The 24279-nt window shown below is 72.7% G+C and carries 20 protein-coding genes; 15 read left to right on the plus strand and 5 right to left on the minus strand.

Annotated features, from left to right (window positions below):
* The first annotated feature begins 110 nt into the window (after positions 1 to 110).
* A complete protein-coding gene (locus Drose_RS02075) occupies positions 111 to 1055 on the plus strand; it encodes an NAD-dependent epimerase/dehydratase family protein (protein WP_260726483.1) in 945 nt (314 codons plus the stop codon).
* Here the strand turns inward: Drose_RS02075 and Drose_RS02080 are convergent.
* On the minus strand, positions 1015 to 2829 hold the full coding sequence (locus Drose_RS02080; RefSeq protein WP_260726484.1) for a nucleoside-diphosphate sugar epimerase/dehydratase: 1815 nt from the start codon (positions 2827 to 2829) through the stop codon (positions 1015 to 1017). The genes Drose_RS02075 and Drose_RS02080 overlap by 41 nt on opposite strands.
* Positions 2830 to 2987: 158 nt before the next feature.
* On the opposite strand from Drose_RS02080, the gene Drose_RS02085 reads away from it, so the two are divergent.
* On the plus strand, positions 2988 to 4436 hold the full coding sequence (locus Drose_RS02085) for a polysaccharide biosynthesis tyrosine autokinase (protein WP_260726485.1): 1449 nt from the start codon (positions 2988 to 2990) through the stop codon (positions 4434 to 4436).
* On the opposite strand, the gene Drose_RS02090 is transcribed toward Drose_RS02085, so the two are convergent.
* The gene (locus Drose_RS02090) at positions 4405 to 4920 is read right to left on the minus strand and encodes an arsenate reductase/protein-tyrosine-phosphatase family protein (protein ID WP_260729573.1); all 516 of its coding nucleotides are present in this window, start codon (positions 4918 to 4920) and stop codon (positions 4405 to 4407) included. The two genes, Drose_RS02085 and Drose_RS02090, sit on opposite strands and share 32 nt — an antisense overlap.
* A 30-nt stretch (positions 4921 to 4950) precedes the next feature.
* On the opposite strand from Drose_RS02090, the gene Drose_RS02095 reads away from it, so the two are divergent.
* The 12 genes from Drose_RS02095 to Drose_RS02150 all read left to right on the plus strand — a co-directional run bounded on the left by Drose_RS02095 (position 4951) and on the right by Drose_RS02150 (position 18302).
* Complete coding sequence (locus tag Drose_RS02095; RefSeq protein ID WP_260726486.1) at positions 4951 to 6081, plus strand: DegT/DnrJ/EryC1/StrS family aminotransferase; 1131 nt, start codon at positions 4951 to 4953, stop codon at positions 6079 to 6081.
* A complete protein-coding gene (locus Drose_RS02100; RefSeq protein WP_260726487.1) occupies positions 6078 to 6674 on the plus strand; it encodes a sugar transferase in 597 nt (198 codons plus the stop codon). Before Drose_RS02095 ends, Drose_RS02100 begins: the two co-directional genes overlap by 4 nt.
* Positions 6671 to 7294: a NeuD/PglB/VioB family sugar acetyltransferase gene (locus Drose_RS02105; protein ID WP_260726488.1), complete on the plus strand. Its 624-nt coding sequence runs from the start codon at positions 6671 to 6673 to the stop codon at positions 7292 to 7294. The genes Drose_RS02100 and Drose_RS02105 overlap by 4 nt, the downstream gene beginning before the upstream one ends.
* An 8-nt stretch (positions 7295 to 7302) precedes the next feature.
* On the plus strand, positions 7303 to 8430 hold the full coding sequence (locus tag Drose_RS02110) for a glycosyltransferase (protein WP_260726489.1): 1128 nt from the start codon (positions 7303 to 7305) through the stop codon (positions 8428 to 8430).
* On the plus strand, positions 8427 to 9686 hold the full coding sequence (locus Drose_RS38695; protein ID WP_313899990.1) for a lipopolysaccharide biosynthesis protein: 1260 nt from the start codon (positions 8427 to 8429) through the stop codon (positions 9684 to 9686). The genes Drose_RS02110 and Drose_RS38695 overlap by 4 nt, the downstream gene beginning before the upstream one ends.
* The gene (gene wzy, locus Drose_RS02120) at positions 9676 to 10866 is read left to right on the plus strand and encodes an O-antigen polysaccharide polymerase Wzy (protein WP_260726490.1); all 1191 of its coding nucleotides are present in this window, start codon (positions 9676 to 9678) and stop codon (positions 10864 to 10866) included. Before Drose_RS38695 ends, wzy begins: the two co-directional genes overlap by 11 nt.
* Positions 10857 to 12068, plus strand: a complete 1212-nt coding sequence (locus tag Drose_RS02125) for a glycosyltransferase family 4 protein (RefSeq protein ID WP_260726491.1) — start codon at positions 10857 to 10859, stop codon at positions 12066 to 12068. The genes wzy and Drose_RS02125 overlap by 10 nt, the downstream gene beginning before the upstream one ends.
* A 13-nt stretch (positions 12069 to 12081) precedes the next feature.
* Positions 12082 to 13824 (plus strand): DUF4012 domain-containing protein, encoded by a 1743-nt coding sequence (locus Drose_RS02130; RefSeq protein ID WP_260726492.1) that lies wholly within the window; start codon positions 12082 to 12084, stop codon positions 13822 to 13824.
* Positions 13825 to 13912: 88 nt separating this feature from the next.
* On the plus strand, positions 13913 to 14647 hold the full coding sequence (locus Drose_RS02135; protein WP_260726493.1) for a hypothetical protein: 735 nt from the start codon (positions 13913 to 13915) through the stop codon (positions 14645 to 14647).
* Between the two features lie 70 nt (positions 14648 to 14717).
* Positions 14718 to 15980, plus strand: a complete 1263-nt coding sequence (locus Drose_RS02140) for a nucleotide sugar dehydrogenase (protein ID WP_313899991.1) — start codon at positions 14718 to 14720, stop codon at positions 15978 to 15980.
* Between the two features lie 40 nt (positions 15981 to 16020).
* A complete protein-coding gene (locus Drose_RS02145; protein WP_260726495.1) occupies positions 16021 to 16440 on the plus strand; it encodes a hypothetical protein in 420 nt (139 codons plus the stop codon).
* Positions 16437 to 18302 carry a hypothetical protein gene (locus Drose_RS02150; protein WP_260726496.1) on the plus strand — a complete coding sequence of 622 codons (1866 nt, stop codon included), beginning with the start codon at positions 16437 to 16439 and terminating at the stop codon, positions 18300 to 18302. The genes Drose_RS02145 and Drose_RS02150 overlap by 4 nt, the downstream gene beginning before the upstream one ends.
* Before the next feature lie 130 nt (positions 18303 to 18432).
* Here the strand turns inward: Drose_RS02150 and Drose_RS02155 are convergent, their stop codons facing one another.
* The 3 genes from Drose_RS02155 to Drose_RS02165 all read right to left on the minus strand — a co-directional run bounded on the left by Drose_RS02155 (position 18433) and on the right by Drose_RS02165 (position 22937).
* Positions 18433 to 19890: a hypothetical protein gene (locus tag Drose_RS02155; RefSeq protein WP_260726497.1), complete on the minus strand. Its 1458-nt coding sequence runs from the start codon at positions 19888 to 19890 to the stop codon at positions 18433 to 18435.
* The gene (locus Drose_RS02160) at positions 19887 to 20777 is read right to left on the minus strand and encodes a glycosyltransferase family 2 protein (RefSeq protein ID WP_260726498.1); all 891 of its coding nucleotides are present in this window, start codon (positions 20775 to 20777) and stop codon (positions 19887 to 19889) included. The genes Drose_RS02155 and Drose_RS02160 overlap by 4 nt, the downstream gene beginning before the upstream one ends.
* Before the next feature lie 165 nt (positions 20778 to 20942).
* Positions 20943 to 22937, minus strand: a complete 1995-nt coding sequence (locus Drose_RS02165; RefSeq protein ID WP_260726499.1) for a hypothetical protein — start codon at positions 22935 to 22937, stop codon at positions 20943 to 20945.
* 156 nt (positions 22938 to 23093) lie between these two features.
* Here Drose_RS02165 and Drose_RS02170 point away from each other — a divergent pair, with 156 nt between their 5' ends.
* Positions 23094 to 24254, plus strand: a complete 1161-nt coding sequence (locus Drose_RS02170; protein WP_260726500.1) for an LCP family protein — start codon at positions 23094 to 23096, stop codon at positions 24252 to 24254.
* Positions 24255 to 24279: the final 25 nt, after the last annotated feature.

The following is a 24279-nucleotide window of genomic DNA, read 5'->3' on the forward strand; positions in this document are numbered from 1 at the left end:
CGCCCGACAGGGCCCGGAGGGCAGACCGACCGGTCGGCGAAATCGCACCTTTGGTCCGAAAAGTTGGTAACGCGTCACCTTTGCTCGGGAGTGCGCGTTGAACTGCAACGATGAGAGTTCTCGTAACCGGCGGCGCCGGGTTCATCGGCGGGAATCTGTGCCGCGAGCTGGCCGCCCACCCCGGCGTCGATGAGGTCGTCGCCTTCGACGATCTCACCACCGGTACCGACCGTAACCTCGAAGGCGTCGACGTCAAGCTTGTCGTCGGCAGCATCCTCGACCGGCCCATGATCAACGACGCGGTGTCCGGTGCCGACGTGGTCGTCCACCTCGCCGCCCGGCCGTCCGTGCCGCGAAGTGTCGCCGACCCGCTGCGCAGCCATCTTGTCAACGCCACGGGCACCATGCACGTGCTGGAGGCGTGCCGGCGGGAAAACACGCCGATCATCACCGCGTCCTCGTCGTCGGTGTACGGGCCGACCCGCACCCTGCCGAAGCACGAGGAACTGCCGACCCGCCCGCAGAGCCCGTACGCGGCGAGCAAACTCGCGGCCGAGTCGGCGGTCCTGGCCTACGGGGCCACCTACGGGCTGCCGGTGCTCGCGCTGCGATTCTTCAACGTGTACGGGCCGCTCCAGTCGGTCGGGCACGCCTACGCCGCCGTCATCCCCACCTTCGCCGACGCGGCACTGCGCGGCCGGCCCTTGCACGTCCACGGCGACGGCCTGCAGACCCGCGACTTCACGTACGTCGGGTCGGTCGCCCGGCTGCTCGCCGACGCCGCGGTCCGCCAGGTCGCCAGCCCGACGCCGGTCAACCTCGCGTTCGGCACCCGCACCTCGCTGCTGGACCTCGTCGACCGCATCCGCGGGCTCGTGGACCGGCCGGTCGAGGTCGTGTTCGACCCGGCCCGCCCCGGCGACGTGCGCGACTCCCAGGCCGACTCGCAGCGGCTGAAGGACCTTTTCCCCGGTCACGGCCCGGTGCCGCTGGACGTCGGACTGCGCGAGACGGTCAACTGGTACGCACAGCAGATAGCGTCGGCACGTCGATAGCCGGCACCGGCAGGACGCACAGGTCCGCCAGTTGGCCGGTCAGTGTCGTCGGCGGCGCCGCCGCGGTCAGTGGCCGCACCAGCGCGGGGTCCAGGGGCGGCACCGAGACGTGCGAGATGAGCGGGTGCAGGGGTCGCAGGTCGGTCTCGCCGGCGCCGAACAGCTCCTCGTGCAGCTTCTCGCCCGGCCGCAGCCCGGTGTAGACGACCTCGACCGTACGCTCGCCCGGACGGTTGGACAGGGCGGTGAGTTGGTGGGCCAGTTCGTCGATCCGTACCGGCGAACCCATGTCCAGCACGAGCGCCTCACCGCCGGCGCCCAGCGCGGCGGCCTGGATGACCAACTGGACGGCCTCCTGGACGGTCATGAAGTACCGGGTCACCTCGGGGTCGGTGACGGTCACCGGTCCGCCCGCCGCGATCTGCGCCTGGAACGCGGTGATCACCGAGCCGCGGCTGCCGAGGACGTTGCCGAACCGGACGTTGAGGTAGGTGCCGGCGGCGACCGTCGAGCGGTGCGCGGTGAGCCGCTCGGTGATCCGCTTCGAGTAGCCCAGGACGCTGACCGGGTTCGCCGCCTTGTCGGTCGAGATGTTCACGAACCGCTCGACACCGGTCGCGGCCGCCGCCTCCAGCACGTTGAGCGTGCCGATCACGTTGGTCTGCAACGCCTCGCCGGGGTGGCGCTCCAGCAGCGTGAGGTGCTTGAGCGCGGCGGCGTGGAAGACGACCTCCGGCCGGCGCTCGGCGAAGACGGCGCGGATGGCGGCCGCGTCCCGCAGGTCCGCCAGGATCAGCTCCGGGCTGTCCAGCAGTGCCCGCCCGTGGATCGATAGCTGCACGGCGTGCAGCGCCGACTCGTCGCGGTCGAGCATCATCAGCTCGGCCGGCCCGAAGCGGTGCAACTGCCGGCACAGCTCCGAGCCGATCGACCCGCCGGCCCCGGTGACCAGCACGCGGCGGCCGGTCAGGTAGTCGCCGATCGTGGCCAGGTCGGTGTCGATCTGGCGGCGCCCGAGGAGGTCCGCGAGCCGCACCTCACGAACCTCCGCCACGTCGGCGCCCAGGGTCTCGTCGAGCGACGGCAGCACCTTGAGCCATCGCTCGGTGGCGGTGACGAGGGCTCTGACCGAGCGCAGCAGCGCGCCGTCCCCGCTGCGGATCGCGAAGATCACGCCGGCCGCGTCGGTGCGCTCCAGCGCCGCGATGAGTGAGGCGCGCCCGCCGAGCACCGGCACGCCCTCGACGCGCAGGTTCCGTTTGGCGGGGTCGTCGTCGATCAGCCCGACCGGGCGGAAGCGGCAGTGCGGGTCGTGCAGCATCGAGCGCAGCAGCCGGTGGCCGGCCGCACCGGCGCCGTAGACGACGACGGGCTCGGCGGCCTCCCGCCCGGCGCGCTGGCGCCGTTCCCGGCGCAGCCGCCCGGTGCCGCGCACGGCGACCATGGCCAGCAGCGTGGTCATCGCCGCCACGACCGGGATCCCGGCGGCGGCGGTCGGCATCGGGTTGAAGGCGTAGAGCAGCGCGCCGGCCGCGGCGACGGTGATCCCGAGCGCGCGCAGCTCGTCGAGCGTGCCGTGGTCGTAGCGGCGTCGGTAGAGGTGCACCGGCCAGGCGATCGCCGAGTGCAGCGCCGCCGCGAGCAGGATCGTGCCCGCGGCATGGAGCAGGGGCGGCCGCTCCGGCGCGATGGCGATCGCGAGTGCCAGGCCACCGGCCCACGCACACAGGTCGGCCGGCCAGTCACCGGGTCCGGCAGGTCGGTGGTGGTCCATCCAGATCCCCCCGCAGAGTCGGATGGCGATCATTCTTCATGACTCGCGGGAGGAATGTCGCTTAAAAACCTTATCGGGGAAATCATGCGGTTTCATCGCTTGCGACCCCTCGATCTGTAACCCTCTGTAGGGAAGTAGTTACGGGGAGGTCATGGCGTATGGAGCTGCGCGACTACGTCAGCGCGGTCCGCAAACGCTGGTGGCTGGTGGCCACGACGGCCTGCCTGGCGCTGGCCGCCGCGGTGGTGGTGACCGCGACGGCCGCACCCACCTACGCCGCCTCGGTCACCTTCTTCGTGAGCACGCCGAGCAGCGGGGTCACCGACGCCTACCAGGGCGGCCTGTTCTCCCAGCAGCGCGCGCGCTCCTACGTCACGCTCGTCACGAGCGACCGGCTCGCCCGCGCGGTGGCCGCCGACCCCGGCGTCGGGCTCGACGCCGACGAGATCAAGGGCCGTCTCTCCGCACGTACCGTGCCCGACACCGTACTGCTCGACGTCACCGTCGTCGACACCGACAGCGGGCGGGCGTTGCGCGTCGCCCAGGCCGTCGCGACGGAGTTCGCCGAGCTCGTCGCGGTCATCGAGACCCCGCCGGGCGGCACCGCCCCGACCGTCCGCGTCGACGTCGTCACCGGACCCCGGGTCGGCACCGAGCCCGTCAGCCCGCGCCCGGTCCGCAACTTCGGACTGGCCCTGCTGCTCGGGCTGATCGTCGGGGCGGCCGCGGCCGTCCTGCGGGACATCCTGGACACCACCGTCCGGTCCGCGTCGACCCTGCGTCAGGCCGCCGGAAGGGCCATCCTGGCAGCGGTACCGCTGGATCCCCGGGTGAAGGACGAGCCGCTGCTGCTGGACGACGCGGCCTGGTCACCCCGCGGCGAGGCCATGCGGCACCTGCGCACCAACCTCCAGTTCGTCGACCCCGACCGGCGCGCCCGCTGCGTCGTGGTGACGAGCGCGCTGCCCGACGAGGGCAAGTCCACGATCGCCTGCAACCTGGCGATCGTGCTCGCCGAGGCCGGGCACCGGGTGCTGCTCGTCGACGCCGACGTCCGGCGACCGAAGCTCGCCGGCTACCTCGACCTGGAGGGCGCGGTCGGGCTCACCAACGTGCTCGTCGGGCAGGTCGACCTCGAGACCGCCGTGCAGCGGTGGGGCGACCGCGACCTGTGGGTGCTCGCCAGCGGCTCGATCCCGCCCAACCCGAGCGAGCTGCTCGGCTCGCAGCAGATGGCCCGGCTGCTCGCGACGGTGAGCGAGTCCTACGACTACGTCGTCGTGGACACCTCGCCGCTGCTGGTCGTCACCGACGCCGCCGTGGTCGCCAGCCGCGCCGACGGCGCCGTCCTGGTGACCCGGGCCGGCAAGACCACCGTCGCGCAGGTGCAGTCGGCGGTCCTCGCGATCGAGGCGGTCTCCGCCCGGCTCTTCGGCTGCGTGCTCAACGCGGCGAAGGGCGGCACCGGCGACGGCTACAGCTACGCGTACTACGGCACACGCGACGCCGAACGGTCCCGCCCGGCCCCGCGCCCGCTCACGGCCGAGCCGGCCAGGAAGGCGGCCGACAAGCCGTTCACCGTCGAAGCCGGCCGGCGAGGAGGCTGAGGATGCCGTTGATGGTCGTGGCGCAGTCCCGGAACCCGTCCATCGGCCCGCCGAACGGATCGGTCAAGTCGTCGTCGGCCGGCGAGCCGGGCTGCAGCCGCCCGCGCACCCGCCCGATCTCCGCCAGCAGCTCGGCTGGCGGCGCGGCCGGGCCGTCCGGCAGCGCGGCGAGGTACCGGCCGAACTGGCGCAGCGTGAAGGTCCGCCCGGCCGTCGCCGGCGCGAGCGTCACACACCGCGCTCGCTCCGCCCGGGTCGCGGTGAGCACCAGTTCGGCACCGGCGAGCACGGCGGCGTCCACGCGACGACTGCGGAAGCCCGTCGGGTCGGCGCCCAGTTCGGTCAGCACCGCCCGCGCGTGGGACGGCATCTCCAGGCCGGGCACCGCGTGCGTGCCCGCGCTGGCGGCGGCCAGCCCGTGCGACGCCGCGAGCCGTTCGGCCATCGCCGACCGGCACAGGTTGGCCCGGCACACGAACAGCATCACGGGCATCTCCGGCTGGGGCTGGTCACGGTGAACGCACGGGTCTACCTCTCCCCGCCCGACATGTCGGGGACCGAGGAGCGCTATCTGGTCAACGCGCTGCGCTCCGGTTGGGTCGCGCCCGTCGGCCCGGATCTCGACGCGTTCGAGCGGGAGATCGCGCAGCGGTGCGGCACCGCACACGCCGTCGGCGTCTCCTCCGGGACCGCGGCGCTGCACCTCGGGCTGCTCGCGTTGGGTGTCAAGGCCGGTGACGCGGTGGTGGTACCGACGCTGACGTTCGCGGCCACCGCCAACGCCGTCGTCTACACCGGCGCCGAGCCGGTCTTCGTGGACAGCCGGGCCGAGGACGGCAACCTCGATCCGGACCTGGTCGAGCGGGCCGTCGCCGACCTGCGCCGGCAGGGGCGCCGGGTCGGCGCGATCGTGCCGGTCGACCTGTTCGGCGCCTGTGCCGACTACGGGACGCTGGTGCCGCTGGCGGAGGCACTGGACGTACCGCTGCTGGAAGACGCGGCCGAGGCACTCGGCGCGACCCGTGACGGCCGGCCGGCCGGGTCGTTCGGGCGGGCGGCGGCGCTGTCGTTCAACGGCAACAAGATCATGACCACGTCCGGCGGGGGCATGATCGTCACCGGTGACGAGGCCCTCGCCGCACGCTGCCGCCACCTCGCCACCCAGGCCCGCGAGCCGGTGCCGCACTACGAGCACATTGACATCGGCTACAACTACCGGCTCAGCAACCTCCTCGCCGCAGTCGGCCGGGGGCAGCTCTCCCGGCTCGACGAGATGATCACCCGGCGGCGGCAGTTGCGGGAGCGGTACGCCAAGACGTTCGCCGGCGCGCCCGGCGTCCGCCTGCTCGGCGACGGTGACCCCGGCGCCAACTGCTGGCTGACCACGATCGCCGTCGAGCCGGACCGGGCCGGCTGGACGGCGGCGGAGCTCGGCGCGCACCTCGGCACGCACGACATCGAGACCCGCCCGGTGTGGAAGCCGATGCACGCCCAGCCGGTGTTCCACGGCCGCCGGGCCTGGCTCACCGGCGTCGCCGACCGGCTCTTCGCGACGGGACTCGCCGTGCCGAGCGGCTCGGCCCTGCGCGAGCCGGCCCAGGAGCGCGTCTTCGGCGCCATCGGCGAGTTCCTGGAGGGTCGGTGAACCGCGTCCTGGACCTGGTAGGGGCGGCCGTCGCGGCCGTCGTGCTCGCGCCGGTGATCGCCGGCACCGCGGTCTTCGTGCGGCTCACGATGGGCTCGCCGGTGCTGTTCCGCCAGGAGCGCGCCGGCCGGCACGGCGCGCCGTTCACGATGGTGAAGTTTCGTTCCATGACGGTGCACGACGATTCCGGCGGCCCCGACCCGCGCCACGACGGCGCGCGGCTGACCCCGGCGGGCCGCTTCCTGCGTGCCAGCAGCCTCGACGAGTTGCCCGCGCTGTGGAACGTGCTGCGCGGCGAGATGAGCCTCGTCGGACCCCGGCCGCTGCCGGTCGCCTACCTCGACCGGTACACACCCGACCAGCGCCGCCGGCACGACGTGCGGCCCGGCATCACCGGCCTGGCCCAGGTCCGCGGCCGCAACACGCTGAGCTGGGAACAGAAGTTCGCCTACGACCTCGAGTACGTCCAGCGCCGCGGTCTCGCGCTCGACCTGCGGATCCTGGCCGCGACCGCCGGCGCCGTCCTGCGCCGTGACGGGATCGCCGAGGCCGGCGTGGCGACCGCCCGCGAGTTCCAGGGCAGCGCGCGATGAGGAGCGGGCTCGTCATCGTCGGCTGCGGCGGCCACGGGCGGGAGCTGCTGATGATCGCCCGGGCCGCCGGAATGCCGGTGCGCGGGTTCGTCGACGACAGCCCCAGCCAGCGCAACCTCGACCGGGTCGCGGCGCTCGGCGTGCCGTTCCTCGGCGCCACCGACCGGCTCACCGACGAGCGCCCGTCGATCGGCTACGCCATCGGCATCGGCGACCCGCGCGTGCGGGCGGCGGTCGACGAACGGCTGCGCGCGCACGGGATGCCGGCCGCGACGCTGATCCACCCGGCCGCCACCGTCGGCTCCGACGCGGTGATCGACGAGGGCTTCGTGGCGTTCGCCGGCGCCCGGGTCACCACCGGCGTCCGCGTGGGCCGGCACGTCCATCTCAATCAGAACTGCACCGTCGGCCACGACGCCGAACTCGGCGACTTCGTGCAGGTGAACCCGCTCGCGGCGATCTCCGGCGACTGCCACGTCGGTCCCGAGGCGCTCATCGGCACCACCGCCTGTGTGCTCCAGGGACTGCGGGTCGGCGCGGGCGCGACGGTCGGCGCCGGCGCCTGCGTGACCCGCGACGTGGCGCCGAAGACCACGGTGAAGGGAGTGCCCGCGCGATGAGGGTGGCCATGGTCATCAAGACGGACGAGGGCGGCCGATGGACCCTGCCGCACCTCGACGCGCTGCGCGAACGCGGTCACGAGGTGGTGGCGGTCCTCCCGCCCGGCAACGAGGGCCGGCTGCGCAAGGCGCTGCACGACCGGGGCGTCGAGGTGGTCCAGTCGGCGTTCGACTTCCGGTTCCGGCCCCGGCCGTCGACCCTGCGTGGGCTGGCCGGCCTGCGCCGGCAGCTCCGCTCGATCGACCCCGACGTGCTGCACTACCACCTGTACGCCTCGGCGCTCGCCTGCCGCTTCGCCGGTCTCGGCTGGCGGGTGCCGAAGGTGCACATGGTCGCCGGGCCGCTGTTCCTGGAGTCGCCGCTGATCCGGGCGGTCGAGCGGGTCCTGTGCCGGCTCGACACCGTGGTGATCGGCGGTAGCGATCACACCGAGGCGCTGTACCGGCGGCTGAAGGCGCCGCGGACCACCGCGATCCCGTACGGCGTGGACGTCGAGCGGTTCAGCCCGCCGTCGCCGGCCTACCGGGCGGCCTGCCGGGCCGCGCTCGGCGTCGGCGAGGACACGTTCGTGGCCTGCATGGTCGCCTACGTCTACCCGCCGAAGCGGCTCACCCACCGGGGCCGCGGCATCAAGGGCCACGACGTGCTGCTGGAGGCCTGGCGGGAGTTCGAGCGCGACCGCCCGGACGCGAGACTGGTGCTGCTCGGCGGCGGCTTCGACACGGCCGGCGAGGAATACAAGCGGCGCCTCGAACTGCGCAAGACCGCGACCGTCGACTGGTACGACTCGGTGCTCGACGTCCGCGACTGCTACGCCGCCGCCGACGTGAGCGTCAGCCCGTCGCTGTCGGAGAACCACGGCGCGGCCCTGGAGGCCGGCGCGATGGGCGTACCGAGCATCGTCTCCGACGCGGGTGCCCTGCCGGAGACCGTCGACCCGTCGACCGGCTGGGTCGTGCCGCGCGACGACGTGGCCGCGCTGACCGCGGCACTGCGGGCGGCGTACGCCGAGTTCCGCGCCGGCACGCTCACCGCCAGAGCGGCCCGCAGCCGGCGCCGGACCGTCGCACGGTTCGCGCAGGGCCTGGCGGCCGCAGCGGTCGCCGACGTGCTGGAGCAGGCAGTCTTGCGATGACCGCCATCAGGCACCGCGCACCGGTCACCGGGCCGTCGTTCGTCGGAAACGTCGGCTGGGCCGTGTTCGGCAACGCGACCTACGCGCTGTCCCAGTGGCTCGTCCTCGTGGTCGTCGCGCGCCTCGGCACCCCGTCCATGGTCGGCGAATACGCCCTCGGCCTCGCCGTCGGCGCCCCGGTCGTCCTGCTGGCCAACCTGTCCCTGCGGACCGTGCTGGTCACCGATCCGCACGGCGAGCACCCGTTCCGCCGCTACCTGTGGGTGCGGCTGGCCGCCATGGCCGCCGCGCTCGCCGCGATCGGCGCCGTCGTCGCGCTCTTCGATCTGCCGCCCGCGGTGGTCCTGCTCGTCGGCGCCGCCAAGGCCTTCGACGGCGCCGGCGACATCTATCTCGGCCTGCTCCAGCGGCATCACGACCAGCGCGGCGTCGCCCTGGCACAGCTCGCCAACGGCGGCCTCACCATCGCCTTCACCGCCGCACTGCTCGTCGGCACGAGCAGCGTCGCCTGGGCCGCGGCCGGCTCGGCCGGCGCGTCGCTCATCGTGTGGCTCCTGGTCAGCGCCCCGCTCGCCGGCCGCTTGCACAACCGCCCCGACCCGGCGGCACACACCCGGCGCCGCCACACCCACCGGGCCGCCGGCGGGGTGCCGGCCCTGCTGTGGACCGCGCTGCCGCTCGGCGTCGCCTCCGGCGTCACCTCGCTCACCGCCAACGTGCCCCGCTACGCCCTCCAGCACGAATCCGGCGCGGCGGACCTCGGCGCGTTCGCCGCCGCCGGCTATCTGGTCCTCACCGGCACCGTGCTGTGCTCCGCCGTCGCGCAGACCCTGCTGCCACGCCTCACCGAGCTGCGCGCCGCCGACGCCACCGCCCGCTTCCGCGCCCTGGTGCGCCAGTCCCTCATCGGCGTCGGCGTCGCCGGCGCCGTCGCCGTCTGGGCCGCCGGGCAGTTCGGCTCGACGGTGCTCACCACGGTCTACGGCCCGGAATACGCCGGACACGGGCCGACCCTCACCGTGCTCACGCTGGCCACCGCGCTCGGTGCCGCCTGCTTCATGCTCGACGCGGCGCTCTCCGCGGTGCGCCGCTTCGCCGGCCAGCTCGCGGTCAACGCCGGTGTGCTCGCCGTCGCCGTGGTCGCCGCGCTGGTGCTGGTGCCCCGCTACGGCGTGGCCGGCGCGGCCTGGGCGACCGCCGTGGCCGCTGCCGTCCACTGCGGACTGAAGTGGGAGGTGCTGCGGCGTGTCCGTTGACCCCTGGTACGCGGTGGCGCTGGCCGGGCTGACCGTGCCGGTGCTTTTGCTCGTCAGGGGCCGCCGCGATCTGCTCGCCTACCTGGCGGCCTACTTCTTCGTGTTCGGCTTCGGGCCGGTCGTGAGCTACCTGCTCGGCGGTGCCATCTACTTCGGCACCAACACGATGCTCATCGGCCGGGCGAGCCTCGGGCTGCTGCTCGCGTTCGCCGGCGTGCTCGCCGCCGGCCTGCTGGTCCGCCAGCGCACCGACCTGTCGGATCCCGCCGAGGACGCCGCGGAGCACCATTTTCCGCTGGTACCGGTGGTGCTCGTGGCCCTGTCGCTCTACGCGGCCGTGGTGCTCGTCCTCGGCGGCAGCGGCTTCCTCGTCGGCACCAAGCTCGACCGCATCGGCGTCGCCGGCCCCGGCCACTACGACTACCTGCTGCTCGAGATGCTGGCGTGCAGCCTGTACTTCATGGCCGCCCACACCAGCGTGGGCCGCTTCGCGTACCGGCTGAACCTCGTCGTCTACGTCGTCTACTGCGTCTCGACCGGCGAACGCGACTTCGTGTTCGTGCTGTTCGCGCTGATCCTGCACCGGGAGCTGGTGTCCGGCCGCGGCTTCGCCCGGCCGGTCGTCTGGGGCCTGGCGCTCCTGCTCGGCGCGACCGCCCTGTTCAGCCTGCGCGGCGGCGGCCCGGCCGACGCCGGCCAGGTGCTCAACCAGGGCTCGGTGCTCTTCGTCGACACCTGGGTGATGGCCCACGTGCCGTCCGTCGACCCGTACGCGCACGGTGCCACCTACCTCGACGCGCTGGTCAACCTGGTGCCGGGCCACGCGCAGGTGCCGCTGTCGCAGTGGCTCGTCGACCGGTACGCCCCCGGCAGCGACTCCGGCTACGGCTTCTCGCTCACCGGCGAGGCGTACCTCAACTTCGGCCTCGCCGGCATCCCGGTCCTCTTCGCCGGGCTCACGCTGGTGCACCGCCTGCTGGTCAACCGGATCGACCGGGCGCCCGTCCACGCCTACGCCAGCCTGCTGTTCACGATCGCGTGGATGTACGGCTTCCGCGGTGAGAGCGCGTCGATGCTCAAGACCTGCGTCTACGGTCTCGTCTTCTACGGCCTGATCCGCCTGGTCTCGGTCTCCGTCAAGGACCGCGCGCCCGAGGAGGTGCTCCGGCCGTGCGCCTAGTCGTCACCTCCGAACAGCGGTTCCTGCGCTCGCCTGACGGACGGGTCTGGACCACCACCGGGGCCGCCAACGACTTCTGGCAGCGGTACCGCACCGTCTTCGACGAGGTGCTCGTAGTCGCCCGGGTGGACGAGCGGCCGGGGCGGCCCGCGGAGGCGCGGCGCGTCGACGGCGCGGGGGTCGCGGTGCACGCCGTGCCGCACTACGTGGGACCGCTGCACTACCTGCGCCGGCTGCGACGCGTGCGGGCGGCCCTGCGCACCTGCCTCGCGCCCGGCGACGCCGTCCTGCTGCGGGTGCCGTCGGCACTCGGCTCCCTGCTGCACCGGCGGCTGCGCCGGGGCCGGCGCCCCTTCGGGCTGGAGGTCGTCGGCGACCCCTTCGACGTGTTCGCCCCGGGTGCCATGCACCACCCGCTGCGGGCGCCGCTGCGCCGCTGGTTCACCGCCCGGCTGCGGGCCCAGTGCCGCGGCGCGTCCGCCGTCGCCTACGTCACCGAGCGGGCCTTGCAGGCGCGCTATCCGGCCGCCCACGGCGCGGTCACCGCCGCCTACTCCAGCATCCAGCTCGACCCGGCCGCGTTCGCCGGCCGGCCACGGCCGCTCGGCCCGCCCAAGGTCGCCGTCCGGCTGGTCTCCGTCGGCTCGCTCGAACAGCCGTACAAGGGCATCGACACGCTCATCGAGGCACTGCCGATGCTCGTCCGGGCCGGGCTGGAGGCGCACCTGGTGCACCTCGGCGACGGGCGGTGCCGGGCCGACCTGGAGCGGCTGGTCCGCGAACGGCGGCTCGGCGGCCGGGTCGCCTTCGCCGGCGCCGTCCCGCCCGGTGCGCCCGTGCGGCGGTTCCTCGACGACGCCGACCTGTTCGTGCTGCCGTCGCGGACCGAAGGGCTGCCCCGCGCGCTGATCGAGGCGATGGCCCGCGGGCTGCCGGCGATCGGCACCCGGGTCGGCGGCATCCCCGAACTGCTCTCCGGCGCGCACCTCGTGCCGCCCGGCGACCCCGTCGCGCTCGCCTACGCCATCACCGCACTGGTCGCCGACCCGCAGGCGATGGCGGCCGCGTCGGCGCGCAACCTCGCCCGCGCCGGCAACTACGCCGCCGACACCCTCGCCCGGCGGCGCACCGCCTTCTACCGCGCGCTGCGAGTGCTCACCGCCCCGGACCGAGTCGAGGAGGTGGTCGGCGGTGCCGACTAGACGGAAAGCCGCTGTGGCAGCCGTCGTGCTGGTGCTGGTCGTCGCCGGTCTCGGGCTGCGGCTGCTGACCGTGGCCTCGTCGGCGACCGGGCACCTCCAGCGCGCCGCGACGCTCGTGGGGGACCTGGAGCGGACGCTGCGGGCCGGCGACCTCGACGGCGCTCGCCGTATCGCCGCCGACCTGCGCCGCCAGACCGGCGAGGCGCGCGCCGACACCCACGGGCCGAGCTGGTGGCTGGCCAGCTCCCTGCCCGCCGCGGGGGACGACCTCACCGCGGTCGCGGCGGTCGCCGCCGCCGTGGACGCCCTCACCGACCGGGTGCTGCCCCCGCTGCTCGACGCCGCCGACGGGATGGCCGCCGCGGTCGGGCGGGGCTCCGGCGGCGACGGCGGTGCCGAGGCGTTGCGGCGCATCCGGTCCGCCGCACCCCGGATCGCCGAGGCCGCCACCGTGGCCCGCAACGAGCGGGCCCGCCTCGCCGGGCTCGACCGCGGCGGGCTCGACCCGCGGGTGCGGACCGCCGTCGAACAGGTCCTGTCCGGGCTCGACCGGGTCGTGCCGGTGCTCGAACCGGTCGCGCGCGCGACGGCGCTGCTGCCCGGGCTGCTCGGCGTCGACGGGCCGCGGACCTACCTGGTGCTGTTCCAGAACCTCGCGGAGGTCCGCGCGACCGGCGGGATGCCGGGCGCGTTCGTCGTGCTGCGGGCCGACCGCGGGACGATCGGCATCGTCGAGCAGGGCACGGCGGCGGCGACGCTGGGCACGTTCCCCGCCCCGGTGCTGCCGCTCGACCCCGACCAGGAGGAACTGCACACCGACCGGCTCGGGCGCTTCCCGGCCGACGTGAACCTCACGCCCGACTTCCCGACCGCGGCCATCCTGGCCCGCGAGATGTACCGGGTGCGGTCCGGCCGGACGGTCGACGGGGTGCTGGCCACCGATCCGGTCGCGCTGTCGTACCTGCTGCGTGCCACCGGCCCGGTGCCGGTCCCGTCCGGGCCGCCGCTCACCGCCGAGAACGCCGTCAAGCGGTTGCTTTCCGAGGTGTACCTGACGATCGCCGCCGAGCCGGCCCAGGACGCCTACTTCGCGGGCGCCGCGCGGGCCGTCTTCGACCGCCTGATGTCCACCGCGGGCGCCGACCCCGACCTGTTCCGCGCCCTGTCGCAGGCCGCCGCCGAACGGCGACTGCTCGCCTGGAGCGCTCACCCCGAGGAGCAGCGGGCGATCGCCGGCACCGTGTTCGCGGGGACGCTGCCGGAGGACGACGGCGACCGGCCGACCGTGGGCGTGTTCCTCAACGACGGCACGGGCGCGAAGCTCGGCTACTACCTGACCCGCGCCGTCGAGCTGACCGTCGGACCCTGCCTGGAGGACGGGACCCGGCAACTGGGCCTGACCGTGACGCTGGGCTCGAACGCGCCCCGGACCGGGCTGCCGCGCAGTGTGCTCGGCCTCGGGCTGGCCGGGGAGTACACGGTCCGCACCAACGTGATGGTGTACGCGCCGACCGGTGGGATGCCGGTGGCCGCGGTACAGGACGGCAAGGCGGTCGAGTTCGGCACCGGGATGGACAAGGGGCGCGCGGTCGCGGTCATCCCCGTCGACCTGGCGCCGGGCGCGCGTAGCACGGTCAAACTGGCCCTGATCACCGGTGCCGTGCGAAACGGCGCGCTGACCCCACGCCTGATCACCACGCCCGGTGTCGCGCCGTGGGCGTCGCAGGTGCGGTCCGGTGCGGCGTGTCCGAAGTGAAGGCTTCTCGGACTTAGTCCGAATCACCCATATCGAGTGGATTTGCGGTCTAACGTGAAACCCGGGGAGACGAGAGGGAGAGCCAGCAATGCGAGCTCGAACAGCATCCGCACTGACCTCGGTCGCCGGCGCCGTCATCGCGGCGGCCGTGCTCGGCGCACCGACCATCGCACAGGCCGCACCTGAGCACCACGGACAGGCCGGAGCTCAGGCGGCAGCCTACCCGGCGCCGGAACCGGCGGTCCGGGTCAGTTCGGCCTCGATCAGCACCGGCGGCACGGTTCGTGTCACCGGGCGCAGCTTCAGCCCCGGCGAGCCGATCGCCATCAGCGTGTCGTACCGCATCACCCCGAACTCGGGCACCTACAACAACCCGTGGGGCGTGAGCATCAAGGGCGACCGGCGGGCCGACGCCGACGGCGCCTTCGCCGCGAAGGTACGGCTGAGCGTGCCCGGCTACGCGCGGATCAAGGTCACCGGCAAGAAGTCGCACAAGTCGGCGGCCGTCACCGTGCGTGTCCTCGCCTGGCGCAGCGACGTGTTCGGCGGCGACGACTTCTTCGCGGGCACGCCGCTCGGCGGGCCGGTCCGCTGGGACGACCGCGGCGACGACCGGAGCGACACCGGCGCCGGTCGCGTCTTCGGCCCGCACAGCGGCGGGTGGAGCCCGTTCCGCCTGTCCGGCAACGAGACCACGGTCGCGGGCGCGACCGTGCGCACCGAGGAGCGCAAGACCTACGGCGGTGACGTGGTGGCCGGCCTGCTCGGCCTGGCCGCGCTCATCGGCAGCGGCTTCGTGACGCGTCGCCGCCGCGCATCGTAACGTCCGCACCGCGTTCGACCCGCCGGATCAGCTCGCCGGCGGGTCGAGTGTTCGCACCCTTAGGATGATCATGGGCAAAGTCGTCATCATCGGCCAGGGCTACGTCGGCCTGCCGCTGGCCGTCCGCGCGGTCGAAGCCGGCGACGACGTCGTCGGGCTCGACACCGACACCGACCGCGTCAAGTCGCTCGGCGCCGGACTGTCCTTTGTGGAGGACATTGCCGACGAGCGGCTCGCGCGGGCGCTGGAGACCGGCAGGTACCGGCCGAGCGACGACTACGCCGACGCGGCGGGCTTCGACGTCTGCGCCATCACGGTGCCGACCCCGCTCACCGACGGCGTGCCCGACATCAGCCACATCGAGCACGCCGCGCTCCAGATCGCGCCGTATCTGCGGCCCGGCTGCACGGTCATCCTCGAGTCGACAACCTACCCCGGCACCACCGAGGAGGTGCTGCGGCCGCTGCTGGAGCACGCGAGCGGCCTGCGCACCCCCGACGACTTCCACCTCGGCTACAGCCCCGAGCGCATCGACCCGGGCAACCGCACCTGGCACCTCGACAACACCCCGAAGCTCGTCTCCGGCATCGACGCACGGTCGCTCGCCGCCACGATCGGCTTCTACCAGCGCTTCGTCCAGCGGGTGGTGCCGGTTTCCGCGCCGCGGACCGCCGAGCTGACCAAGCTGTTCGAGAACACCTTCCGCCACATCAACATCGCCCTCGTCAACGAACTCGCGATCGTCGCCAACAAGCTCGGCGTCGACGTGCGCGAGGCGATCAGCGCCGCGGCGACCAAGCCCTTCGGGTTCATGGCCTTCGAGCCCGGCCCCGGCGTCGGCGGGCACTGCCTGCCGATCGACCCGTCGTACCTGTCCTGGCAGGTCAAGCGGGAGGTCGGCCAGCGGTTCCGGTTCATCGAGCTGGCCAACGACGTCAACGAGGGCATGCCGCGCTACGTGGTCCAGCGCCTGGTCGCCGGGCTGAACACCCGCTGCAAGCCGGTCAACGGCAGCCGGATCCTGCTGCTCGGCCTGGCGTACAAGAGCAACGTGGGCGACCTGCGCGAGTCGCCGGCCCGCGCCGTCGCCGAGCTGCTCACCGACCTCGGCGCCGACGTCCGCGCGGTCGAGCCGCACGCCGCGCCGCGGGACATCGGCACGCTGGGCGGCGTGACCCTGGTCGACCTGACCGCCGCAGAGGTGATGGCCGCCGACGCGGTGGTCGTGCTCACCGATCACGACGACTTCGACTACGCCTTGATCGAGGAGCACGCCCAGTACGTCTTCGACACCCGCAACCGCTGCCGCGGCCGGGCCGTCGAGCGCCTGTAGCGGTTTGTAGCTTTTCGCCCTGGGCCTTACCGTTGCCCAGGTGCGGAACTGGTTTCCCATCGGCCTCACGGTCCTGCTCGTCGCGGGCATCGCCGGGCTGCTGACGGTCGCCGTGCGTGGGGCGCTGCACGACCGCGACCAGGTCCGGGGCACCGTGACCGTGACCGGTTGCACCTTCGAGGCATACGGCCGCCACGGCGACACCTACCTGTGCCGGGGTCGCTTCTCCGGCCCCTTCGACGTCCCCGAGGTCATGTTCCCCAACCTGGGGGAGCTCACCGCCGGCACGACCGTCGCGGCGGCGGTCTCCGGGCCCGGAGACACCACCGCCGACCTGGTCAGCGAGGGTTATTGGCGGTTGGTGGTCACGATCGGCGGTTCGATCGCCCTTCTGGTCATCCTCGTGCTGGTATGGCGAACCCGTCGGCACTCAGCCCGGTCGGGTAGCTTGGCGCGGTGATCGTCGCACCGGCCCGCTCCGCGTTGATCCGCGCCGGCATCGTGATCGGCGGGGTGGCGGTGCTGCTGGCCGAGCTTCTGTCGGCGCTCGGCGCGCTGCACCGCCTCTGGATCGTGCTGGCCTGGCTGCTCGTCGCGTCCGGCGGCGCGCTGCTCCTGCATCGTCGCCGCGCCGTCCCGCCGATCCCGCGGTCGTGGTCCTCGTGGGCCTCGTGGGCGCGGAAGTACTGGGAGTCGGCCCCGCTCGCCGAGCGGCTGGCGGCGGGCGCCCTCGGCGTGCTCTTCCTCGCCGACCTGCTGGTCGCCCTGGTCGCGCCGCCGAACAACTTCGACTCGCAGACCTACCACCTGCCGAAGATCGAGCACTGGGTGGCGCGGGGCGACGTCGGCTTCTACCCGACGGTCATCGACCGGCAGCTCGCCATGGCGCCCGGCGCCGAGTACCTCCTGCTGCACCTGCGGCTGCTCACCGGCGGGGACGGGCTCTACAACCTGGTCCAGTTCGCCGCGGCGGTGGGCGGCGCGCTGATCGCCTCCCGGATCACCGCTCAGCTCGGCGGCGACCGGCGCGCGCAGCTCCTGGCGGCCCTCGTCTTCGGCACCACACCGATGGTCCTGCTCGAGGCCACCAGCACGCAGACCGACCTCGTCGTCGCCCTCTGGGTCGGCAGCGTCGCCACGCTCGTTCTCGACGAGCTGCGCCGGCCGACCTCCTGGCTCTCGATGCTGATGCTCGGCACGGCCGCCGGACTGACTCTACTGACCAAGGCGACCGGCCTGCTCGCGGTCGGCCCTCTGCTGGTCGTCTGGTTCTTCGCCCAGCTCCGGCTGGGCCGGTGGCGCGCCGTCGGGCGACCGCTGCTCGGCACCCTGGTCATCGTCTTCTGCATGGCGGCGCTCGCCGGGCCGTACCTCGCACGCGTCCAGACCGCCTACGACCACCCGCTCGGCCCCGACCACCTGCGCGAGTCGATCTCGATGCAGCGCCACGACCCGGCATCAGTGCTGATCAACGCGCTGCGCATCACCGAGACCGCGCTCCAGACGCCGCTCGGGCCGGTCGGGTCGGGCGCCGTCAAGAGCCTCGCCTCGTTACTCGGGGTCGACCCGTCGGCGCGGGACATCACGTACTGGAACTCGACCTATCCGTACACGTCCTGGCCGCCCGACGAGGACCGGGTGTCCTTCCCGGTGCAGGGGGCGCTCGTGCTGATCGGCGCGCTGGCGCTGCTCATGCGCCGTTCTCCGGCAGTGGTACGGCTCTACGCCGCCCTCTTCTGGCTCGCCGTCCTCGCCTACGTCGTCATGGTGAAATGGCAGCCCTGGGGCAACCGGTTGATCATGTTCCTGCTCCTGCTGGGCACCCCCTTGGCCGCGCTGTGGGTGAACGGCGTCCTGCGCTGGTCCGCCGACCGTCGGCGGGCGGTGAGCTGGTTGACGGCGGCCGTCCTCGCGGCCGGCACCCTGGCCGGCGGCTTTGCGGTCGCCTACGGTTGGCCGCGCCGCCTGGTCGGCCACGGCTCGGTCTTCACGTCGAGCGAGCTGGACCAGCGGTTCATCCGCCGCCCGGAGTGGCAGGCGGACTATGTTTGGGCGGCTGACGCGGTGAAGGCGGCGGGCGCCCGGCGGGTGGGCCTGCTACAGGGCTACAACACGTGGGAATATCCGTGGTGGGTCCTGCTTTCCGGCCGGACGATCGTGTCTTTGCAGTCGCTGCAACCGGACCTGCCGGCGGCCGCGCTGGACGACGTCGACGCCGTGCTGTGCGTGTCCCCGCCGAAGCCGTGCGAGATCTACATCCCGCCGACCTGGTTCCCGAAGCGCCAGGGCGAGGTCGTCTACGCCCTGCGCCCCTCCCCGTGACACCCCGGTCCGGCGCCCCCACCCTTGTCGATCTTGCAGTAGTGGTGCCGAGACACTCCCCGAATGCCCGGTTCGGCAGGCACCACAACTGCAAGATCGATGCGCGACAGCGAGGGAGGGGTGTCGAAGGTCAGGAGACGGCGGGCTCGACGGGGGCCGGGGTCTCGGTCACGGCCGGGGGCTCGGACCGCAGCACCGCGCGGGCCTCGCCGGCCAGCAGCAGCAGCCAGATCGCGCCGTTGGTGCCGCCGATCAGCCAGTCCTCCGTCGCGATCGTCGGGACTATCGCGGCGGCGCCGACCGTGAACCATGCCGCCGGCATCGTGCCGTCCGGGCGGCGGCGGGCCGCGTGCCACAGCAACAGTGCCAGGCCCACGCCGAACGCCGCGGCGCCGAGAACGCCGCCCCGGCGGAACGCGCCGACCGCCGCGTTGTCGGTGTTGAGCTGGCGGCGCGGGCCCTCCGGCGGGGCGCCGTCGTCGAGGCGCTTGACCACGGCGCGGGAGGTGCGGGCGTCGCCGAACGCCTTCTCGGCCCAGCCGGCGGCGCGCCAGTCCACCCAGACCTGCCGCCACGTGTCGGTGCGGCCGCTGGTGACGTCGCCGCCACCGTCGTTGAACCGGTCGCGGAAGATGAACTGGCTGCCGCCACCGACCGTGAACACGATCGCCAGCACGACGAACGGGGTGGCCATCGCGATCCACGCGGTGCGGCCGCGAGCGTCGATGTCGGTGTGCCGGCGCCAGAGCGTGACCGCGGCGAAGACCACGGCGGCGGCCGTGGCGAAGACGAAGCCGGTCCGCGAGTCGCTGATCGACAGCACCAGCGCGACGACCGCGGCCACGCCGAAGCGCTGCCAGGCGGCGATCGCCCGGTCGAAGCCGATCCGGATGCCGGCGGCGACCACGAGGCCGGCCAAGGAGTTCGGGTGGTAGAACAGCCCGGGGCCGCCCCAGAAGCGGTTCCACATGACCTTCGCCGACGGGCTGTCCGGGACGGCGTGCCGCACGTCGAAGAGGCTGCCCGAGCCGACCAGCAGCAGGGCCGCGATGCCCAGCAGGATCGCGGCCGCCATGCCGATGCTCAGGTCCTTGCGCTGCCGGGAGGCGACGGCGACGACGGCCAGCACCGCCAGCGTGAAGACCGCGGCGTAGGCCACCCGCTGCCCGGCCACCTTCAAGTGGACCACCAGCAGGGCGCCGAGAACGCCGAAGAACCAGTAGGTCAGGCCCAGCCAGGCGGCGCCGAGGCGGGGCAGCGAGCGGCTGTTGGCCAGCCAGGGCCAGCCCCACACGGCGAAGACGACCACCTCGACGGCGAGCACCGCCCAGATGACGATCGGACGGTCGGTCGAGGTCCAGGTGAGCATGCCGGCGAGGACGAACAGTCCGCCGATCACGCCGCCGCGCAGCGACAGGCCCGGCAGGCTCAGCGCCAGTCCCGCGACCGCCAGGGCGATCAGCGCCGCGGCGAACGCGGCCGCGGACTGGCCGAAGGAGTCGGTGCGGCTGTACTCCAGGCCGGCGGCCCCGAACGCGACGAGCACGGCCGCGATCAGCAGCAGCGGCAGGTGGCGGGATCGGATCATTGCGCCTGGGCCTGCGTCTTGTTCCGCTGGCGGCTCAGGAAGAAGTCCCGGACGACCCGCCGGGGCCCGGCCGGCACGAGCCACACCTGTAGGAACGTCACATAGTCGGTGAAGCCGGGCTTGCCGTGCTTGCGGGCCTCGCGCAACAGGTCGAAGAAGACCCGCGGGCTGCGGCTGGCCGCCGCCATCGCGCCGACGACGCTCATCGCGAGCGCCGCGTATGCGCGGGGTGTCACCCGGGGACGAGTCTGGTGCAGCCATTCCAGCGACTGCTTCCACGGCGCGTCGAAGCTGATCCGCGGGCGGTTCTCGTCGGCGTACCAGATCACCAGCGGCTCTTCGGCGTAAATCAGGTCCACGCCCTCCTCCTGGAGGCTCCGCAGGGTCCAGTCGAGCTCCTGGAGGCGCCGCAGGCCGTCGGCGAAGGGCACCTTCCGCAGCAGGGCGGTCGGCGCCATGATCGTCGAGGTCTGGATGAACCCGTCGCCGTGGAAGAACCCGTGCCGCACGGCGAGATACTCACTGATCGGCTCGCCCGGTGCCGGGATGCGGCGCGGCATGATCAGCTCGGCCCGCGGGGTCCGCATGAAGAGGCGGCTGCCGACGATCGGCAGCGGTATCCCGGACGCCTTCGCACGGGCGAGCTGGGTGGCGAGCTTCTCCGGCAGCCATTCGTCGTCGTCGTCGAGGAACGCGACCCAATCGGCGTGGGCGGCGGCGACCCCATGGTTGCGGGCCGCCGGCGCGCCGCCGGACACCTCCAGCTCGATCGAGCGGACCCGCTCGTCACCGACCGCGCGGAGCGCCTCTGCCGTGGCCGGGTCAGGACCGTCGATGACGACGATGACCTCGATGTCCCTCAGGCTCTGGGCCAGTGCACTGCGCACCGCGCGCACCACCAGCTCGGGCCGGTTGCGGGTGGGAATGACGACGCTGACCTGTGGGTCACGCGCCGAAGGCGTCGACCGGAGCGGGGAAGGTTCGGGTCTTTGCACGATGACCAATCCGTCTCGGTTTCAGTGCTCTAGAGCCGGTGACGTGACACCGAGTACTTATGGGTTTGCTGGCGTAGCGTACACGACCTGCACTTTCGTCGGATATTTCGCAGCTAGCAGGCGCGCGGCCTCGATGTTCGACGGCGCGAGTGGATCACCGAACGCCACCGGCAACGGCTGCCCGGGTCGCACGTTGGGGCGGTTCGGGTGCTCTACGTCGACAACGAGCATGCTCGCCCGCCGGTCGTGGACGAAGAACCGCACAGTCACCGGACTGTTGACCACCAACCGCTCCATGTCGGCGTACGTGCCGCCCTTGCCGGCCGGGTACAGCAGGTCCCGCCAGCCGGGGAAGTGCCGGTACTGACCCTGCAGCGCCGCGGCACCGAGTGTCGCCGACCAGTTACGCCACGGGCTCCCCATGAGATCGACGTTCACCGCGTTGCCCCCGTCCGGGAACATGCGGGCCATCAATAGCGCGTCGCGGGCCGCCTCCGGTGAGCCGCGGTCCTTGCCCAGTGCGAGCTGCACACCCGGCGCCACCGGTGTCGTGTGCCATTTGCCGCCGGCGACCGCCATGGCGAGCGCGACGGGGAGCGCGATCACCGCCTGCGCCCGCACCGGCACGCGGGCCAGGCCGCCGAGAGCGCACAGGGCGACCACGATCAGCAGGTGGAGCAGCTTGTCGAAGTAGTAGACCGGCCGGCCGATGGTGGCGATCTGATACAGGCCGATGCCGGCCGCGCAGGCGGACGCGACACCGACGGCGAACAGCGCGGTCCGGCGGCTCGGCGCGCGCAGGCCGTTGCGGACGGTGAGCGTGAGCACCGCCAGTCCCACCAGGACCGCGGTGGCGGGGCGGTCGACGACTCTGGCCGTACCGTTGAGGAGGAGCTGCTCACCGCTGGAGGCGGCCATGGCGGTCAGCGGGCCGATCGCGGCCACCACCGCCGTGAGCACCGCCGCGACCCAGCCCCACCAGCGGCGCCACAGCCGGGCGCGCCGCATCCACCAGAGCGCGGCCACACCGGCGTAGGGCAGGAAGAGCGGGTAGCTGAACGACACTCCCACCAGCAGCAGCGCCACCGTGACGGTCTGCTCGCCGAGCCGCGTGAGCGGGCGGGCGACGATCGCGGTCAGGACCGCCGCGCAGGCGAGGCCGGCCAGCTCGTTCGGGTAGCCGCGGGCCAGTACCGTCACCGGGTCGCCCAGGACCAGCCAGGCGGCGACGAGCAGTAGCACCGGCAGTGTGCGGGCCGGGCTCGCGCCGGGGCCGGCGATGCGCCGCGCCGCCCAGAGCACCGCCAGCGCGAGCAGCAGAAACGTGCCGATGAGCAGCCAGACGAAGACGTCGGCGGCGGTGCCGGGCGCGCCGCTGCCGCCCGACGAGCGCACGAAGCGGTCCAGCACCGCGTAGGCGAAGTGCAGCCCCTGCGGGTAGTTGGCTATGCCTCGCCATTCTCCGTCCGGTACGAACGGAAGCAGCGCATCCGGACGCATGAACAGATAGCCGCCGGTGCGGCCGATCACGTCGTACATCAGGTAGTGGCGTGCGATGTCCTCGCCGGCCAGGGGTAGTCCCAGGCGTCCGCCGAGGTCCCTGACCACATACGGCACCAGGGAGATCAGCGACACCCCGGCGGCGGCCAGCGCGAGGAGCCAGTCGACGCGGAGCCCGTGCTTCGGCCCGGCCCTCCGCGGGGTCCTGTTCAGGCGGCCGGTCGCGGCGGCGACCAGCACCAGGACGGTCAGCGACACACCGGCGATCAGCGTCGGGTGCAGGTGACCGGGCCACAGCGTGATGGCCAGGCCGAAGAGGCAGGCCGCGCCGAAGAGCTGCGCACACGCCAGCACCAGCCGGTCGAGCAGGCCGACGCTGCCCCGCTGGATCGCCGCCGTCCCGGCCAGCACCACGAGCGGTAGCAGCACGTCGAGCTCGATCGGGTGGGTCGCCAACGGCAGGAGCCAGGCCAGTGCGAGCCCTGCCGCGATCTTCGGCACTGATCGCCCAGTCGCCGCGCCTTCGCTGGTCTCCTTCGGGATCACCGTCACCACAAGTACTCTCCGTATCGACCGGGGCACTCGGCATCGTGGTGCTCCACCGGGACGTGACGATATCGCGTCGTCCAGGTACCGTGCAGAAGACTTCCGGGGGCCGACCTTCATGACTGAAGGTGACTGCCGAAAGACTACTGAGGAGTGGAGGCGTTGGCGAAGGGCGGCGTGGCGCAGCGGAAAGGCCGTGGCCGGCGGGACCCTCTGTGGGCTCGCATTCTTGTCGCGGTCGGCGCGCTGCTCATGATCAGCGCCGGCACCACGTTCGTGCTGAAGGACGTCGTGTTCGGCTACGCGACACGCAGTGTCAAGAAAGAAGACCTGCTGCCTGCCGGGCAAGGCAAGCACGCGAGCGTCAGCGGCGCCAAGAATCTCCTGCTCATCGGCATCGACCCGCGCCCGAACCAGAACCCGAACGACGCCATCCGGTCGGACTCGATTCTCATTCTGCACATTCCGGCATCGCACGACATGGCGTTCCTGATCTCGATTCCCCGTGACACGTGGGTCTCGGTCCCGAAGTACAACAACGGGAAGCACGCGTTCAACGGTGGCAAGGACAAGATCAACGGAGCTTTCGCCGAGGGCGGCCTCGGGCTGACCGGCAAGGATCAGCGCAAGCACGGCACGACGCTGCTGGCCGAGACCATCAAGCAGAACTGGGGCATCACCTTCGACGCGGCCGCCATCGTCGACTTCGTCGGGTTCCAGGAAGTGGTGAACGTCGTCGGCGGCGTCGACATGTACGTCGACCAGCGCACCGTCTCGGTCCACAACGGCACCGACGCGCATGGAAACCACAAGGTGCCGTTCGACCAGCGGGACAACGGCCGCGGGGGCACCGACCTGATCCCGATCAGGGGCGTGACCCCGAAGGTCTACGAGGTCGGCTACCAGCACCTGGCGGCCTGGGAGGCGCTCGACTACGTTCGCCAGCGGGAGACGCTGCCCAACAGTGACTACGACCGGCAGCGTCACCAGCAGCAGTTCATCAAGGCGCTGCTGAAGAAGATCGCCAGCAAGGAGGTGCTCGGCAATCCGAGCATGCTCAACAACGTGCTGGACGTCGTCGGCCGGGCCGTGACGATCGACACGGGCAGCATCGGCCTCGATGACTGGATCTTCGCGATGCGCAACATCGACGGCGACCGGATGCTCACGCTGAAGACCAACAACGGCGGCTTCCACCAGTCGACGGAAAACCCGGGCGCCGAGGCGCTGGACGAGATGACGCTCGACCTGCTGGCCGCCGTGCGAGCGAAAAACGTCCCCGCGTTCGTCTCGAACAACCCGTCCCTCGTCAGCGCCAGCTAGCGTCGCGTGCGAGCCGAGGCGACCA

This window comes from Dactylosporangium roseum (assembly GCF_025264685.1).
GTDB classification, from domain to species: Bacteria; Actinomycetota; Actinomycetes; order Mycobacteriales; family Micromonosporaceae; genus Dactylosporangium; species Dactylosporangium roseum.

Bases quoted from the DNA above. Each gene is read 5' to 3' on its own strand.
- Drose_RS02110 (WP_260726489.1), top strand. From the start codon at position 7,303: ATGGTCATCAAGACGGACGAGGGCGGCCGATGGACCCTGCCGCACCTC.
- Drose_RS02135 (WP_260726493.1), top strand. From the start codon at position 13,913: ATGCGAGCTCGAACAGCATCCGCACTGACCTCGGTCGCCGGCGCCGTC.
- Drose_RS02080 (WP_260726484.1), bottom strand. From the start codon at position 2,829: ATGGACCACCACCGACCTGCCGGACCCGGTGACTGGCCGGCCGACCTG.
- Drose_RS02140 (WP_313899991.1), top strand. From the start codon at position 14,718: ATGGGCAAAGTCGTCATCATCGGCCAGGGCTACGTCGGCCTGCCGCTG.
- Drose_RS38695 (WP_313899990.1), top strand. From the start codon at position 8,427: ATGACCGCCATCAGGCACCGCGCACCGGTCACCGGGCCGTCGTTCGTC.
- Drose_RS02105 (WP_260726488.1), top strand. From the start codon at position 6,671: ATGAGGAGCGGGCTCGTCATCGTCGGCTGCGGCGGCCACGGGCGGGAG.
- Drose_RS02090 (WP_260729573.1), bottom strand. From the start codon at position 4,920: ATGCTGTTCGTGTGCCGGGCCAACCTGTGCCGGTCGGCGATGGCCGAA.
- Drose_RS02075 (WP_260726483.1), top strand. From the start codon at position 111: ATGAGAGTTCTCGTAACCGGCGGCGCCGGGTTCATCGGCGGGAATCTG.
- Drose_RS02155 (WP_260726497.1), bottom strand. From the start codon at position 19,890: ATGATCCGATCCCGCCACCTGCCGCTGCTGCTGATCGCGGCCGTGCTC.
- Drose_RS02085 (WP_260726485.1), top strand. From the start codon at position 2,988: ATGGAGCTGCGCGACTACGTCAGCGCGGTCCGCAAACGCTGGTGGCTG.